We start from the raw sequence: 16,195 nt of genomic DNA on the forward strand, positions 1-16,195 counted from the left end.
TGTTTAAACCTCCACATAATAAGTATCAGGATGTTCTGGATCAAATGGCTCATTTACCCACATCACCGTCACCATATCCGAGGATCCCAGATTTTCGATATTGTGCGTATAACCTACTGGAATATCGACTACTTCCAATTTTTCTCCTGAAACAAAATACTCGATTATTTCATTTGAATCTACTTTCCTAAAACGGATCACACCTTCTCCGCTTACTACTAAGAATTTTTCATTTTTGGTATGATGCCAATGGTTTCCTTTCGTGATTCCCGGTTTGGAAATATTGACAGATACTTGACCTCGGTCTTTTGTTCTTAAAAATTCAGTAAACGATCCTCGATCATCTACATTCATTTTTAGAAAATAAGCAAAATCGTCTTCTGGTAAGAAGCTTAAGTACGTACTGTATAGGTTTTTTTCTACTCTTCTCGCAAGGTTAGGAACACTCAAGTTCGTTCGACTATTTTTGAAAGATGTAATCAGTTCTTTTAATTCGCCGACCGTTACTTCATCCGTTTCGCGAACAGCACAATACCCCTTTTCCATATAAGGTTGACCGTTTAGACAATGAAGTAATTCCTTCACGACATCATCGATATAACAAAGTTCAATGACAGCAGATGGATCATTTACCGTCACTTCTTCCTCCCTTGCGATTTTGTAACAAAATGTGGCTACCACTGTATTATAATTTGGTTGGGACCACTTACCGTATAAGTTTGAGAAACGATAAATATATACAGGTGCTCCTGTTTCTTTTTGATATTTCTTTAATAACTCTTCTCCGGCTTTTTTGCTTTTGCCATAAGAATTATCAAGTTCTGCTTGGATAGAGGAAGAAAGCATCACTGGACATGTATTGCCATGTACTTTTAGTTTTTCTAGCAATTCTGAAGTAAATCCAAAATTTCCTTTCATGAATTCTGCATCATCTTTTGGTCTGTTCACTCCAGCTAAATGAAAAACAAAGTCTGCTTTTTTACAATATTCATCTAATAAATGTACAGGCGTGTCTCTATCAAAACTAAGAATATCAGTGAATCCTTCATTTTTTAATTCAGCAACTAAATTTTTTCCAATAAAACCATTTGACCCAGTTACTAAAATATTCATTGATTTTGCCACTCTTTCAATTCTTTTCTTACATATTCCAGTTCAAGAAGTCTTTCTTTGATTTGTTCGACAGATAATCGTTGTGTATTATCTGAATTGTATTCTCCTTCTTGTGTCAGCTCTTTGCTTCCTTCAACAAAATACTTATCATAATTCAAATCACGTGTGTCTGCAGGGACACGATAGAAATCACCCATATCTTGAGCAACTAAGTATTCTTCTTTTGTCAGTAGTGTTTCATAACGCTTTTCGCCATGCCGTGTTCCGATAATATGAATCTCATTGTCTGCATGGAATAATTCTTTGATTGCTTGTGCTAGGTCGCCAACAGTAGAAGCTGGTGATTTTTGTACCATGATATCCCCTGCTTTTGCGTTTTGGAAGGCAAAAACAACCAACTCTACAGCTTCTTCCAAACTCATCAAAAATCTTGTCATGCCAGGATCTGTCACTGTTAATGGTTTACCACTTTTTATTTGGTCAATGAATAATGGAATAACTGATCCTCTAGAAGCCATTACATTTCCATAACGTGTGCCACAAATCATCGTGCGTTCGTCAGTAACAGTTCTTGCTTTAGCAACAAATACTTTTTCCATCATAGCTTTAGAAATCCCCATAGCATTGATTGGATACGCAGCTTTATCAGTGGACAAGCAAATAACTTTTTGAATCCCCATTTCGATTGCTGCAGTTACGACATTATCCGTTCCCATGATATTTGTTTTCACAGCTTCCATTGGGAAAAACTCGCAAGAAGGTACTTGTTTAAGTGCTGCTGCATGGAAAACATAATCAACGCCATACATCGCATTTTTGACACTGTTGATGTCCCGAACATCTCCAATGTAAAATTTCAATTTGTCATTGTTGTATTTCTTCCGCATATCGTCTTGTTTTTTCTCGTCGCGAGAAAAGATACGTATTTCTTTGATATCTGAATCTAAAAAACGTTTCATCACTGCGTTCCCAAAAGAACCAGTGCCGCCTGTGATTAATAAAATTTTATCTTTGAACATTACTATTCCTCCAAGACTGAATTAACTAATTTGACATATTTTTCTAATTGTAAATCTTTCGTGTATAAATTATTAAACATTTTCTGAACATTTTTATTCATCTTAACTAATTGTGTTTCATCTTTGACAATTGATAATAGCCATTCTATCAAAGGTTCTGTTTCTCCATTCTCAACAGCTAAACCTGCATTATTCTTGCAAATCTCTTTTGATATGTCAGTATTTTTATCCATTATAGCAATAACAGGTTTACCTGATTGATAGTAACTGTAGGTTTTACTTGGAACTGCTAATCCCGCAATATTTTTTTCAAGAGAAACCATAAATATATCCGTAATATTTAGCGCATCCTCAAAATCACTACCACTTAGATAATCATAAATTATACTATTAGATAATTGTTTTTGTTTAATTAAACTTTCTATCTCTTCTCTTTTATTACCATGCCCAGCAAACAGAAAACAAATATTTTCTTCCTTTATACGTTGATCATTTATTAGTTTTAAAATCGTATTGATATCTTGAGCAGTTCCCATATTCCCAAAATATGAAACAATTAATTTGTATTTTTTTCTGAGATTCTTAAAATCTATTGATTGCACTTCAGAAAAGTGGAGTTCTTCAGTCGCCCAGTTATGGATAACACTGACTTTTTTAGCGTCAATATCACGATTATTTAAAATATAATTTTTCATATCCTCTGATAATGATACTACATGTGACACTTGTCGAAATAAGTTCTTATTTATTTTTGTCATCACTTTAGAGATAAAACTTTTGTCACTAACGGCATTCATATTTACTGCAATCTCAGGATATAAGTCATAAGTCACAAAGATAATTTTACATTTGAATAGTTTTCTTGCCAGTAATGTCACCAAAGGCAGAATAGGCGGATTAGAATAGACTATAATGACTTTATACTGCTTACACTTCAAAATGTTCATTAACATCATAAAGGTAAAAGAAAAATAATTAACGATTCTACCAACAAAATTGCTTCGGCTAAGTTGTAAATATTTCTTTCTATATATATTTATACCGTCAATTGTTTCATGTAATGGAACTTTACTATTATCTTTAATGTATTCTTTCGGAAAACCGCATAATACATCTACACTTAGTCCAGAATCCTTTAATGCTTCTGCTGTCTGAAAGGGTAAAAGAGCAGATGATATATATTCAGGATAGAAGAATTGACACATAAACAAAACATCTTTTTTCACTTTTCTGACTCCTCTATACTTCGAACAAAGTCTTTTTCTTGATATTCCAAACGAACCGTATCGTAAATAGAGCCTGGATATCCAACGACTGTTTCATCGTAAGATAAATTGCCAAATATTTTCTTTAATATACCGATATTTTTACCTAACATAGTTAGCATTGAATTAAATCCTGAAACAAGGTATATTCGTCTTTTGTGAACTCGCCCAATTTCAGCTACCATCTCTGAAGTATTCACTAATTTTTCATTTTGTGGATGAAAAGTACCAGCTAAATTAGAATCAATCACTAACTTTATGAATGCATTTAAATTGTCTATATACAACATGCTTCTCTTGTTATCAACCTTTGGAAAAAAAGAGATTCTTTGCGCTAGTTTTGATAGTTTTGAATAATTTCCTTTTGCATTTGGTCCATATATCATTGGAGGTCTTATAATAAGTACTTTAAACTCTGGAGTATTTAATTTAACAATTGATTTTTCTGCTTCTAACTTAGATCTTCCATAATCAGTTATTGGACTAGGAACCGTTTTGCTAGATATTATCCCTTCTTCTAAACCATAAACAGCCATCGTACTAAAGAAAATAAATTGTTTGACATGTTCTTGTTTTGCTTTTTCAGCAAGTTCAATTGCTAAGTCTCTATTTATGTGATAATAAATTTCCGGAGATACATCTTTTTTATGAACAATTGCTGCCAAATGTATCATCGTATCATACTCCGAAAAGTCATGTTCTCGCCACGCGTCACCTCGTACACTTAGTGTGTCGATTTGATACTCGTCTTGAAATTGTGTCATCCATTGTTTGAAGGATGTACCAATATAGCTGTTTGCACCAGTAATCAGGATCTTTTTCATTTTACATCCTCCTTTTTCACCGAACCAGTTCCGCCTTCGACAACGCCTTCGCTTTTAAAGACGGAGATTATAGTTCCAAAAAAGCATTTTAGATCCATCATTGGCGTGATATTTGCTGTGTACTGTCCGTCTAAACGTGCTTTGTAGTCAATCTCTAATTCATCCCGTCCACTGATCTGTGCGAGGCCTGTTAGTCCTGGACGGATATCATTTGCGTGGTACTTGTCTCGTTCTTCAATCAAATCATATTGGTTCCATAGCGCTGGGCGTGGTCCGATGACTGCCATGTCCCCTTTTAATATATTAAATAATTGCGGTAGTTCATCCAGACTTGTTTTTCTAAGGAATTTTCCTACTCGTGTAATAAAAAAGTCAGGATTTGATAACAAATGAGTTGGTGTCTCTTGAGGCGTATCTACTTTCATTGTTCGGAATTTATAGATATAAAAATGGGATTTGTTTTTTCCTACCCGTTTTTGTTTAAAGATGACTGGACCTTTTGAATCGATTTTGATAGCTATACATAGAATCAAAAGGATCGGTGACAATACGATGATACCAACTAAAGATAATAAAAAATCTATCCCTCTTTTTAAACCGTCTTTATACACTTTACTCCCCCTACTTATTCGAAGCATTTGCAAAAGTGACGATCTCTTTAGCCAATTGTTCGTCGTCTTGCGGCAGGCTATTGACGAAGTCCATCACTGTTTGCATGGAGTAACCTTTGATGTTTCCCACAAAGATCTTCTCGTAAACTGCTTCATCGTTTCTTTCCTTATCTAACAATAGTTCTTCATATAGTTTTTCCCCTGGACGGATACCTGTTTCAATGATTTCAATCTCGTCTTCGCTATATCCGCTCAATCGGATCATGTTTTTGGCTAGATCTACGATTTTCACTGGTTCGCTCATATCTAAAATAAAGATTTCGCCGCCTTTTGCTAATGCGCCAGATTGAATAACTAAACGACTCGCTTCAGGAATCGTCATGAAATATCGAGTCATACGAAAGTCTGTTACAGTGACTGGTCCACCTTGAGCAATTTGTTCTCTGAATACTGGAATCACGCTTCCACGAGAACCAAGGACATTCCCAAATCTGACAGCTGAGAATTTCGTACATCCTTCTTCATTCAACCCAGTCACGATCATTTCAGCGATTCGTTTTGTTGAACCCATGACGTTTGGCGGATTGTTGGCTTTATCTGTCGAGACCATGACGAAGTTTTTTACTTTCGCTGCTTTGGCTGCTTCTGCTATATTTTTTGTACCGAAAATATTGTTTTTGACTGCTTCTTTTGGGTTATATTCCATCAATGGTACATGCTTATGAGCGGCTGCATGGTAGACGATATCTGGGTGGTATTGTTCCATGATCTCATTGATTTTCTTGCGATCTTGGATATCTGCGATGATCGGTACGATTTCTGTAGGACACTTTTGATGATGCGTGCGTAATTCACGGTCAATCAAGTAAATCGAGTTCTCTCCATGACCTAGAAGTAATAGTTTTGCAGGGTCAAACTGGATGATTTGCCGGCAGATTTCTGAACCGATCGATCCTCCTGCACCGGTGACCAGAATGACTTTGTTCGTGATCTGGTCTTTGATGGATTCGATATCCAACTCTACCTCATCTCTTCCCAGTAAATCCACTACGTCGATGGTTTTTAATTTTGATACGCTGATTTTCCCTGAAGCAAGTTCTTCCATAGAAGGCATCGTGTTGACTTTCACATGAGCGGATTCGACTAACTCAAAGATTCTTCGTAATTTTTTTCTTGGTAAAGAAGGGATAGCGATCGTTACCATTTGAATGTCATATTTTTCAATCAATTCCGGAATATCTTTTAATGCACCTAATACTTTTTTTCCTGAAAGATAGGTATTTCTTTTATTCGGATCATCATCCACGAATCCAACGACATGGATATCTTGAGCCGTTTTGGATCCAAGAAAACTGTTGTATAAAATACGTCCACCTTCACCGGCCCCAACGATCAAGGTATTTTTAGCGGAATCTGTTGATAGATACCTCATATTTTTTGTTTCGATATAGATACGCCAGATCAATCGGCTGCCGATGATCAATAAGAGCGAAAGCAGATAAGCAAAGATAACTAACCGTAAACTGTATCGCCGATTAATGAACAGCAGTATGAGGATACTTGAGGCAGCACTTGCAGATAGTGAACTAAAAATTGCAATCATCTCTCTTAAATTGGTGTAACGATTGATTCGAGTGAATACTTTGAAAAAACTACCATATAATAGATAAAAAATAATCGATAACCCGCTGGAGATTAAAATAAGATCTATTGGTATAGCTACAAACGGCTCCATAAAATTAACCGCTGCACTATTTGCAGCAATCAATAACAAGCTGTCTACTAAAATCAAAGTAATGATTTTTCTTCTTCTTGTTAAAACAAACACCCTACATTCCCCCTAAAATAAACCAAACTTCTTCTTTTTTACCTCTTCATAGACTGGATAACTGATCTCATCCCCGTTGATCAGGTCCTTTGCGACTTGTTTCATCTGTACTACTTTTTCCTTACCAAAGTCCTTGGCGATTTGCTCATAACATTCTTTTAAGTAAAAGGTACGTTTAGAGACCCCATGGGCATCGGAAGCAGCCATTTGCACGAGGTTATGTTTGACCATCGTTTTGGCTGTTTTCTGGATATCTTTGCCAAATACACCGACATAACTTGGTGCGGTGAGTTGGGCCAAGCATCCCATATCTAGGAATGGCAGCAAATGATTCGGGTCTTTACGAAAATGCGCGTTGCGTTCTGGATGGACGATCACTGGTGTCTTTCCTAGTTGTAACAACTCAAAAAAGAGCCGTTCTGCATATAACGGCACTTCCAGTGTCGGAAATTCGATTAGAAGATATGTATCATCTAAATCTGTAAATAAAATTTCATCTCGGTGGATGTCTTCAATCAGTGTTCCGGTAATACGTACTTCTTGTCCTTCCAATAACGTCAAAGGCAATTGTCTTTTCTCTAATTCTGCTTGTAACGAAGCGACTAGAGAAATGACTTGTGATTTTTCATTGCTGTATTTTCCATTATTGTGATGGGGTGTGCATAAAATATGTGTGATCCCTTGTTGAATCGCTTTTTCAGCCATGGCGATACTGGCATCTAAGTTTTCTGCTCCGTCATCGATTCCTGGCAGGATATGGCAATGTAGATCGATCATTTCTCTTGTCTCCTCTCTTTTTAATTCTTAATTCCCGTAGTAATAGCCAGCATCTTTGCTGTGTTCTGCCCCATTGTATACAACACCAAGGACTCGCGCTTGTACCATATCTAACAGTTCTTTTGCTTTAGTCAATGATTCTTTACGTGACGTATTTTCCCGTACGACCAATAAGGTGCCATCCGTTTTGGAAGACATGATCTGCGCATCTGTTACGGCAACGACTGGCGGCATGTCGAAGATTACTACATCAAATAGTTGTCTTGCTTCTGCTAAAATTTGATCCATTCTTGGCGAGCTTAGTAACTCTGATGGATTTGGTGGTTTAGGTCCACTTGGCAGAATCGACAAATTGTCGACTGGTGTTCGTTGGATCTCATCTGCTACACTTCCTGATGAACTAAGAACAGTACTTAATCCGCTTGCGTTGTTCAACTTGAACGTTTTATAGATGACGGGCTTACGTAAGTCTGCATCGACTAGCAGCACCCGTTGACCAGATTTGGCAAAAACAACGGCAATGTTTGCTGCAGTGGTCGATTTCCCTTCTCCAGGTCCTGATGAAGTCACAACAATCGTTTTGATTTGCTGACCAGCTGCGGAGGCAAACTGGATATTCGTCCGAATCGTACGATATTGTTCAGCGATTGGTGAAGAGGGATTTGTGAGTGTGACCAAACTGACTGCATGAGTTTGGGTTGCTTTTTGTTTCTGTGTTCGTGCCATTTTTCTTTCCTCCTAGACTCTTGAGCGGCTTCTGCGTGATGGCGCTGTTTTATCATTTGTAGCTTTTGGTTGTGTCGGAGCTGGTCCTTTTTTACGGATACCCGCATTCAATTCTTTCGCTGACATTTCTGGAACTGTTCCTAAGATTGGGAAGCCTAATGTATCCGTCACATATTTTTCATCTTTTACTGTCCGGTCAAGTAATTCAAATAAGAAAGCTAGACCTACACCTACCATCATTCCTAACACTAAGCCAATCACTAGATTCAATTTATTATTTGGCGAAACAGGTGTCGTATTGGCAACTGCACCTGAGATGATCGAGATTTTATCGACATTCATCACGTCTTTGGCGTTCTCTTGGAATACTTGTGACGTTGTATTAGCGATTTGTTGAGCCGTCACTGCATTTGTGCTTGTTGCTTGGATCGAGAACATTTGTGAATTTTGTGACTGATTGACGGAGATAGCATCTTTGATTTGTCCAGCAGTCATTTTCACATTGTCTTCTGTTTCTAAACGATCTTTGACTTCATTTAGTACTAGATCACTGACGATCATATCCTTATACGTATTGATCATTTGCAGGTTCGTATTGACATCATTGACATTTGCAGTATCTGATTGCGGCAGTGTCACGATCAATTGGGCTTGTGAGCTGTATTTTGGCGTCAAGATGAAAAACGTCACGATGCCTGAGATGGCCAAGCCAGCAAACATTGAGATGAGGATTGTTATCACGTGTTTGCGTAATGTTTCAAAAATTTCTTTCAAGCTGATTGTCTCTTCCATTTTTTCTCCACTTTCCTATTTATTCTCTAGATTCATTTGATCTTTTAATTCTTTTTTCACACGGTCAAGTTCTTGATCGCTGACTTTTTGGTATGAGATATTGTCTTGCATGAAGCCTTCTCCTTGCAGCTGATCTTGCTTGATCGTACCAAATGCCTCCCGATAATCTAAAGCAATCTTTTTCATTTCATCAAAGCTCATGTCTGTTTTCATATTCGACTCTAGAGCATTTAAAACAGATTGATAGTTGCTGACACCGTTCAGACTCAATACTTTTTTCGCTACACCTTCTACGATCTTTCTTTGACGTTCTTGTCTGCCGTAGTCACCATTTGGATCTTCATAACGCATACGAGAATAAGACAATGCCTGATCCCCGTTCAATGTGATTTTACCGATCGTAAAATCATAGCCATCTTGTGAGAAGGTGAGGTCATTATTGACTTCGATACCACCAACTGCATCAACGAGTTCTTTTAGACCTTTCATATTGATTGAAACATAGTGGTCGATTGGGATGTCTACATATTTTTGTACGGTATCCATCGCCATGGCAGCTCCGCCGAATGCGTAAGCGTGGTTGATCTTGTCTTTTGTCTCATGTCCAACGATGTCGACATACGTATCACGAGGAATGCTGACAATCGTTGTCTGTTTGTCTTCAGGACTGATTGTGGCAACCATCATCGTATCTGATCGTCCTTGATCGACCCGACCTAAATCTCCCGTATCAATCCCCATCAATAGAACAGAGAAAGATTCTTGTTTGTCCAGATCAACTGGTTTTGTTCGTTCTCCTTGGGTTCGTTCCACTGATTCGTAAGTTTTTTCAATAGAATGTGAGAGATCTAGATATAATTTTGCTCCTACTCCTACGATTGCTAATACTAATACGACAAGAATTGCTAAAATAATTAGAAATATCTTTTTCCCTCTTGATCTTCTTCGTTTTGCCATAGTTTCCTCCGTTTGATAGCCTTTCTTGAATTCTCGCTTATTAATAGCTCGTATTGCTATAGCCCATTTGCTGAGCGACTGTTTCTGCTTTTGACGCGTATGCGGCTCTTATTTTTTCATTCCGGATCTGTTCGATGAGACTGAGTGCGGTCAAATATTGATCGTAAGTAGCGATAGCAGTCACTTGACCATCCTTTAACATCGTATCGAATAACTGATCTAGTTGCGTAACTTGAGCGATCTGTGTATCAGCGAATCCTAGATATTGCATAACAACTGTTTTCCAAGGACTATCTTTAAAAAAACTCATATTTTCACGTATACGAGCGATATCTGCACTTGTCACCTTTTCTTTGATGAAAACATCGTCTACAGCTTGTTGCCAGTTTGATACATTTTTAGTAAATAAATCGTTGATAGCTGTCTGGATCTTTAGTTTTGATTCTGCACCATCTAACTGTGTCACGATTGCTTTCTTCTCATCTTGGATTGCAACAGCTTCTTTAGCTAATTCTGATTCTTTGATGTCGTAATCATCTGCTGAAAGTTTCACAGAGGATAGCTTATTTGACAAACTTGTGATTGTTTCTTCTGTTATTTTGGGGTTTAGAAAAATTTTTTCTTTTGTACTATACAGCTTATCTACTTCTTTTGATAAAGAAGTCAAGGTGTCTTTTTGATTGGTGATAGCAGATTCTGCATAATTGATCCGTTGCTGATGTTGCCGCTGATTATTGATATGGTATCCAAACAAACAGATCGCAATAGCACCTGCACCTACCACCACAGTAGTCAATGACTTGATGAATGGCTTTTCCATAGATTCACTCCTAAGTATGGATGATAGATAAATTAAGATATAATTCACTTACATAAAAATGACAGCTCTTTATAAAAAAACATAATTAGACTAATATATTCACAGAAATATTTGTAAACAAGTTTCCCCTACATAATCATACCATAAATTATTTTCTTGACTAGGATAATTCACAATTCAAAAGTAAATAAAAACATAAATTAAGATAATAATTAATCGTTTTTATTTTCATAGGTATTTTTAAAAGTTACACAAAAAATAAAATAACGTAAAAATAACATTAATTTAATAATATTTATAATAAATATAAGTTAAAGCCGGCTCTTTGTCAAAGGATGCTGGTAAAGAGAAATCTTAGAATAATTGAGACAGAGAGAAGAAAGTCTTCTTTCTGTTCTTTTTATTTGGTTAAAATAGTTTTATCGTGCCGAATCATAATCCGGCGTTTGAAATGATAAAAATTTCGAAAACCATAAGCATTACGTTTTAATACTTTAATAGGGTTGTTTAAACATTCTAGTGGTCCGTTTGAATAACTGTAGCGGAGGGCATTTTGGATCTGTGACAGAAACTTTTTAAATGTTCGCAAAGTTGTCTCATAAGTTTGAGGTAGCTGGCTGACTTCTCTGGATAAACAGTCCTCAAATAGTGAATGATCTCTTTTCTTTACTGCATAAAGAACATCTTGGTATAACTGATAGCCTTGTCGTAGGTTGGGACAAGCAGCTAACAGCCGATCGACAACCTCGCTTTCAGTTAAATAATCTTTAAAACTGGCACACCAAACCCGTTTTTTCATAGTTCAACTTTGCCTCTTCTTTTTGTAGGAGTTTCCAATAACGTTTCATTTTTTTGCAAGTCCACGTTAGTATTGAAAAGCCCTTTTAAGTCGTGACTTGTTTTCCTTCACTCGATGGTTTAAAAAAGTTCTTCCTGTATGTTGGACAATATGGAAACGATAAATAATCAACTGAGCATTTAGCAAAAGCTTTTTAACCAATGAAACATAAGGCGCATACCTATCAATAATAATGAATTAAACGGCTTTTCGAGTTGCTAAGGAAAGCCGAGGAAAACAGCGTTCTAAATAAGGAAATCGTCGATTTACGACAATGTCCAGTAGTTTATACCTTTGTCCATCCACCATTATAAAACTCATGGCACTTGCAACATTTTGAACCGATTTTAATAAAGCATTAGACTTTTGGCAAAGTCTGTTTAAAAGGGTTCAATGGGGGGGGACACAATAAACCGTAGAAGTACAAATATTTTTCTGACGAGCAAATTCCGTCACCTAAGTATTCTCTTTTAGACGAGTAACGACAGACCAACGAACTTTTTGACTAATAAAACAGCTCTTCTCAGCGACAGAGGTATCCGTTACGAAGGTGCGTTGGCAAGTCTTACATTTGAATCGTTGTTTCTTCAATTCCAGATAGGTCCGATACTCAGGCACTACACTTCATTAAGTAACAACCGGACGGTTGTCGTCCCCTAACATATGATCCTATAGAGGACGACACAAAAACAATGTGGACACTTTTCAAGTGTGTATTGAAGAATATATTTGTAAATCAATAAAATTTCCCCTTTATATCTTTCTTTGATTAAATAATTTTCCTCGAAATAGATATTTAGGTCTAGAATATTTAGAGGATCTTTGATAAGCTAAGTATAGACATCTTGAATCCTCTTATGAATTGGTTCGTTAATTTGATTCTAAAGGATTTCAGGGTATCTTTTCTATGTTTTTCATCAAAAAGTATAGAACCAATAAACCAGAGAAATAGCCTATTTTGTGCCTGTTCGCTGGTTTATTTACATATTAGAAAATTATGGCTCTATAATTTATGGGACTGATGAATCAGAATTGATTCTTCAGTCCCATTTTCATTTTTACTATTAAAAAACATATCGTTCTTTAGTCTGATTAAATCACCGTAACATAAGTAACTGAGAGAACGATATGCGCTATAAATGATTCTATCAAAAAAATGCTAAGATTAGTAAACAAAACTTTTAATATTACCGAGGTTGCTTACGAAACCTTCCAGAAGAAGAATACCGTAATCATTGATACAGTTCTTTTTCCTCCTCCGTGTGCTTGTAAAAAACTGCGGTTCTTCTCCTTATTAAAAGAACTTCCAGAAACTCCGGATGATCGCTTTCAACGAAACTTCAAAACATTCTGTTCTATCAATAAGGGATCACCAATGCACTGATTTACCCTTACTCTAATGGAAAAACAGAATCAAAGAATCCCCATATAAAGACAATAAAATGTGTAGCTTACGGATTTAAATCATTTGTGAACATGAAAATTAGAATCTTTTTGATCAATCAATTAATTAACGTGAAATAACAAAAAATCTGAGACAGAATAAGGTTCATTCTGACCCAGATTTGATTTTATACCACTCATCAGTTCTTATTAACAAAGAGCTAAAATTATTTTGTGATGATTTGATCCAAACTTGCTAGTGATAAAGCAATGGTAGCAATTTGACTTAATTGCGTTAATCGGTTCTTACGTACTTCTGGTTCTTTTGCCATGACCATCGTCTGATCAAAATAATTTTCGATCAGTGGGCGAAGACTTACAAGCTGATCATAATTTTCGTTGATCGTTTGGTCAGCAAAGCTTGTTTTCATTGCTTCTACTGCTTTGTACAGTTCTTTCTCCGCTTCGTTTTCGAACAGATCAGGTTCTACTTCTGATTGTTTTTCAAGCTCAGCTTTTTTCGCTAAGTTCACGACACGTGTCAAAGCTTCCATTGATGGTTTGAAGTCTTCATCTGCAAGATGTTTCTTGAACAATTGTGCTGTTGCAAATATTTTTGTCAGATCTTTTTGTTCTGAATTCAAAACAGCCTCGATGATATCATGACGGATATTCTTCGTTATCAATAATTGGCGTAGACGGCCTTTGATAAAGTCGATCACTTGTTGTCCCGCTGACAAGGCAATACCAAAACGATCTGTATCTTTACTGATAACTTCACTAATCGTTTCTTGCAGAACAGACAAAGGAAATGCCCAATTTTTTGCTTCGATGATGCGGACAATCCCATACGCTTGACGACGAAGAGCATACGGATCATTTGACCCACTTGGGATCATTCCAACTGTAAAGAAAGAGAAGATACTATCTAATTTGTCTGCAATCGCTAATACTGCACCAATTTTGGTTTCTGGTAAGTCACCTTCACTTGAAATTGGCAGATAGTGTTCCTTGATAGCTGTTGCTACAGCTGATGTTTCGCCGTGTAATCGCGCATATTTTTCACCCATGATCCCTTGAAGCTCTGGAAACTCACCTACCATGTTGGTCACTAAATCAAATTTATAGATTTCAGCAGCACGTTGTAAATCCGTTAACTCTTCTGGTGATAAGCCGACAGATTTACCTAAAATACGAGCAATAACTTGTACTCGTTGCATTTTTTCGTAGATGCTTCCAATTTTTTCATGGAAAGTCACTGATTTTAATTTATCAACAAAAGTCTCGATTGGAATCTTTTTATCTTCATTGTAGAAAAACTCTGCATCTTCTAAACGAGCAGTCAATACTTTTTGATTTCCACGGATCACGTTTTCTAGTTTGACACGATCCCCATTTCGAGCAGAAATAAAATGTGGCAAGAGTAATCCTTGGTCATTTCTTACTTCAAAATAACGTTGGTGCTCCTTCATTGAAGTAACCAATACTTCTTCAGGGACAGACAGATATTTTTCTTCAAAATCGCCAGCAAAAACTGTGGGATATTCGACTAAATTATTCACTTCTTCTAATAACTTTTCGTCTAAATCGATCGTCCAATGGTTTTTCTCTGCTAATTCTGTTGCTTGTTGGACAATCATTTCTTTTCTTTTATGTGGCGCAGCTATCACGAATTGTTCTTGTAATTTTTCTTCATACTCATTGGCATGAGCGAAACGAACTGTTTCTCCTAAGAAACGATGACCACGTGATGTGCGATCTGTTGTAACATCTAAAATCTCGAAAGGAATCACTTCATCATCTAGTAAAGCAACAATCCAATGAATAGGACGAATATATTCAAAGTCAAAATTTGCCCAATGCATCGTAACAGGAAATGTCAAACTTTTGATGACATCTGCAAGTCCAGTCAATACTTCTTTCGCTGGTTGTCCATGTGTATATTTGGTTACGTACACATACTCTACACCTTTCAGCTCTTTAAAGGTAATATCGTCAGTCGTCAAACCTTGACCACGTACAAACCCTTCTGCGGCTTTCGTCCAATTTCCATCTGAATCCAATGCGATTTTTTTAGCCGGACCCTTTAATTCTTCTTCGCTATCTGCTTGACGTTCTGGGATATTGGTTACTTTGATCGCTAAACGTCTTGGCGTTGAAAAAGTTTCGATTGTATCATAAGACAATTGGTGTTCATCTAAAAACTTTGCTGTTTTTTGTTCCAGTTGTTTCATGCTTGGTGTAACTACATGGGCAGGCATTTCTTCCAACCCGATTTCTAAAAGTAACTCTTTTGCCATGTTATTCAGCCTCCTTAACCGTTTCTGGATTTGCTGTGTTTTTATTCAATAAAGGAAATCCTAATTTTTCACGCTCTGCCACAAAAATCTTTGCAACAGATTTTGCCATATTTCTGATACGTGACAGATAACCAGCACGTTCTGTAACAGAAACTGCACCACGAGCATCTAATAGATTGAATGTATGACTGCATTTTAAAATGTAATCATAGGCAGGATGAACTAAATTTTCATCAATGCATCGTTTAGCTTCTTTTTCAAAACGATCAAAATTACTTAATAATAGTTCTTGATCACTGACTTCAAATGAATACTTGGAGTGTTCGTATTCAGGCTGTTTGAAAATCTCCCCATATTTTACGCCATCTGACCATTCAAGATCATAGACACTTTCTACTTCTTGGATGTAGGATGCCAAGCGTTCCAAACCATAAGTAATTTCAGATGTCACTGGTTTACATGGCAGACCGCCGACTTGTTGGAAATACGTGAATTGTGTAATTTCCATTCCATCGAGCCAAACTTCCCAACCAACACCAGCACAGCCCATCGAAGGGTTTTCCCAGTTATCTTCGACAAACCGAATGTCGTGTTCCAAAGGATCGATCCCCAATAAACGTAAACTTTCTAAATAAAGTTCTTGGATATTTTCAGGTGATGGTTTCATCACTACTTGGAACTGATGATGTTGATACAGACGGTTCGGATTTTCCCCATAACGACCATCGGCTGGGCGACGAGAAGGTTCTACGTATGCTGCATTCCAAGGCTCTGGTCCAATTGCTCGTAAAAAGGTATATGGGCTCATTGTACCTGCCCCCTTTTCTGTATCATAGGCTTGCATCAACATGCACCCATTTGATGACCAAAATTTTTGTAACGTCAAGATCATGTCTTGTACAGATAATTTTTTGCTCATTTAAAATGACTCCTTCCACTTCT

Annotated in this window: 13 protein-coding genes and 2 pseudogenes; 1 reads left to right on the forward strand and 14 read right to left on the reverse strand. The window is 36.8% G+C overall.

The window, feature by feature from the left end:
* Positions 1-3 precede the first annotated feature (3 nt).
* The 12 genes and pseudogenes from IGK81_RS08985 to IGK81_RS09040 form a co-directional block, all read right to left on the reverse strand.
* Positions 4-1,113 carry a capsular polysaccharide biosynthesis protein CapF gene (locus IGK81_RS08985; RefSeq protein ID WP_034700908.1) on the reverse strand — a complete coding sequence of 370 codons (1,110 nt, stop codon included), beginning with the start codon at positions 1,111-1,113 and terminating at the stop codon, positions 4-6.
* Complete coding sequence (locus IGK81_RS08990; protein ID WP_034700910.1) at positions 1,110-2,132, reverse strand: polysaccharide biosynthesis protein; 1,023 nt, start codon at positions 2,130-2,132, stop codon at positions 1,110-1,112. The genes IGK81_RS08985 and IGK81_RS08990 overlap by 4 nt, the downstream gene beginning before the upstream one ends.
* 2 nt (positions 2,133-2,134) lie before the next feature.
* Positions 2,135-3,358: a glycosyltransferase family 4 protein gene (locus IGK81_RS08995; RefSeq protein WP_034700911.1), complete on the reverse strand. Its 1,224-nt coding sequence runs from the start codon at positions 3,356-3,358 to the stop codon at positions 2,135-2,137.
* Positions 3,355-4,221: an NAD-dependent epimerase/dehydratase family protein gene (locus tag IGK81_RS09000; protein ID WP_034700913.1), complete on the reverse strand. Its 867-nt coding sequence runs from the start codon at positions 4,219-4,221 to the stop codon at positions 3,355-3,357. Before IGK81_RS09000 ends, IGK81_RS08995 begins: the two co-directional genes overlap by 4 nt.
* Entirely contained in the window at positions 4,218-4,832 is a 615-nt protein-coding gene (locus tag IGK81_RS09005; protein ID WP_269779037.1) for a sugar transferase, read from the reverse strand. The genes IGK81_RS09000 and IGK81_RS09005 overlap by 4 nt, the downstream gene beginning before the upstream one ends.
* A 10-nt stretch (positions 4,833-4,842) precedes the next feature.
* Positions 4,843-6,660: a polysaccharide biosynthesis protein gene (locus IGK81_RS09010; RefSeq protein ID WP_034700915.1), complete on the reverse strand. Its 1,818-nt coding sequence runs from the start codon at positions 6,658-6,660 to the stop codon at positions 4,843-4,845.
* A gap of 12 nt (positions 6,661-6,672) precedes the next feature.
* Positions 6,673-7,437 (reverse strand): tyrosine-protein phosphatase, encoded by a 765-nt coding sequence (locus tag IGK81_RS09015; protein WP_002334849.1) that lies wholly within the window; start codon positions 7,435-7,437, stop codon positions 6,673-6,675.
* A 27-nt stretch (positions 7,438-7,464) separates the two neighbouring features.
* Positions 7,465-8,163 (reverse strand): CpsD/CapB family tyrosine-protein kinase, encoded by a 699-nt coding sequence (locus IGK81_RS09020; RefSeq protein WP_002337316.1) that lies wholly within the window; start codon positions 8,161-8,163, stop codon positions 7,465-7,467.
* Positions 8,164-8,175: 12 nt separating this feature from the next.
* Positions 8,176-8,955 (reverse strand): YveK family protein, encoded by a 780-nt coding sequence (locus IGK81_RS09025; RefSeq protein ID WP_002308654.1) that lies wholly within the window; start codon positions 8,953-8,955, stop codon positions 8,176-8,178.
* 15 nt (positions 8,956-8,970) lie between these two features.
* The gene (locus tag IGK81_RS09030; protein WP_034700921.1) at positions 8,971-9,912 is read right to left on the reverse strand and encodes an LCP family glycopolymer transferase; all 942 of its coding nucleotides are present in this window, start codon (positions 9,910-9,912) and stop codon (positions 8,971-8,973) included.
* 40 nt (positions 9,913-9,952) lie between these two features.
* Complete coding sequence (locus tag IGK81_RS09035) at positions 9,953-10,732, reverse strand: hypothetical protein (protein WP_034700923.1); 780 nt, start codon at positions 10,730-10,732, stop codon at positions 9,953-9,955.
* Between the two features lie 400 nt (positions 10,733-11,132).
* Positions 11,133-11,732 (reverse strand): annotated as a pseudogene (locus IGK81_RS09040) (transposase).
* 1,120 nt (positions 11,733-12,852) lie between these two features.
* On the opposite strand from IGK81_RS09040, the pseudogene IGK81_RS09045 reads away from it, so the two are divergent.
* Positions 12,853-13,094: pseudogene (locus tag IGK81_RS09045) on the forward strand (transposase); the annotation flags it as partial.
* Positions 13,095-13,180: 86 nt separating this feature from the next.
* Here IGK81_RS09045 and glyS read toward each other — a convergent pair.
* Together glyS and glyQ are read right to left on the reverse strand one after the other, a co-directional pair.
* A complete protein-coding gene (gene glyS, locus IGK81_RS09050) occupies positions 13,181-15,253 on the reverse strand; it encodes a glycine--tRNA ligase subunit beta (RefSeq protein WP_034700925.1) in 2,073 nt (690 codons plus the stop codon).
* A gap of 1 nt (position 15,254) precedes the next feature.
* Positions 15,255-16,172, reverse strand: a complete 918-nt coding sequence (gene glyQ / locus IGK81_RS09055) for a glycine--tRNA ligase subunit alpha (RefSeq protein ID WP_010718522.1) — start codon at positions 16,170-16,172, stop codon at positions 15,255-15,257.
* Positions 16,173-16,195: the final 23 nt, after the last annotated feature.

It is taken from the genome of Enterococcus sp. DIV0703 (assembly GCF_051711065.1).
Classification (GTDB): domain Bacteria; phylum Bacillota; class Bacilli; order Lactobacillales; family Enterococcaceae; genus Enterococcus_B; species Enterococcus_B hirae.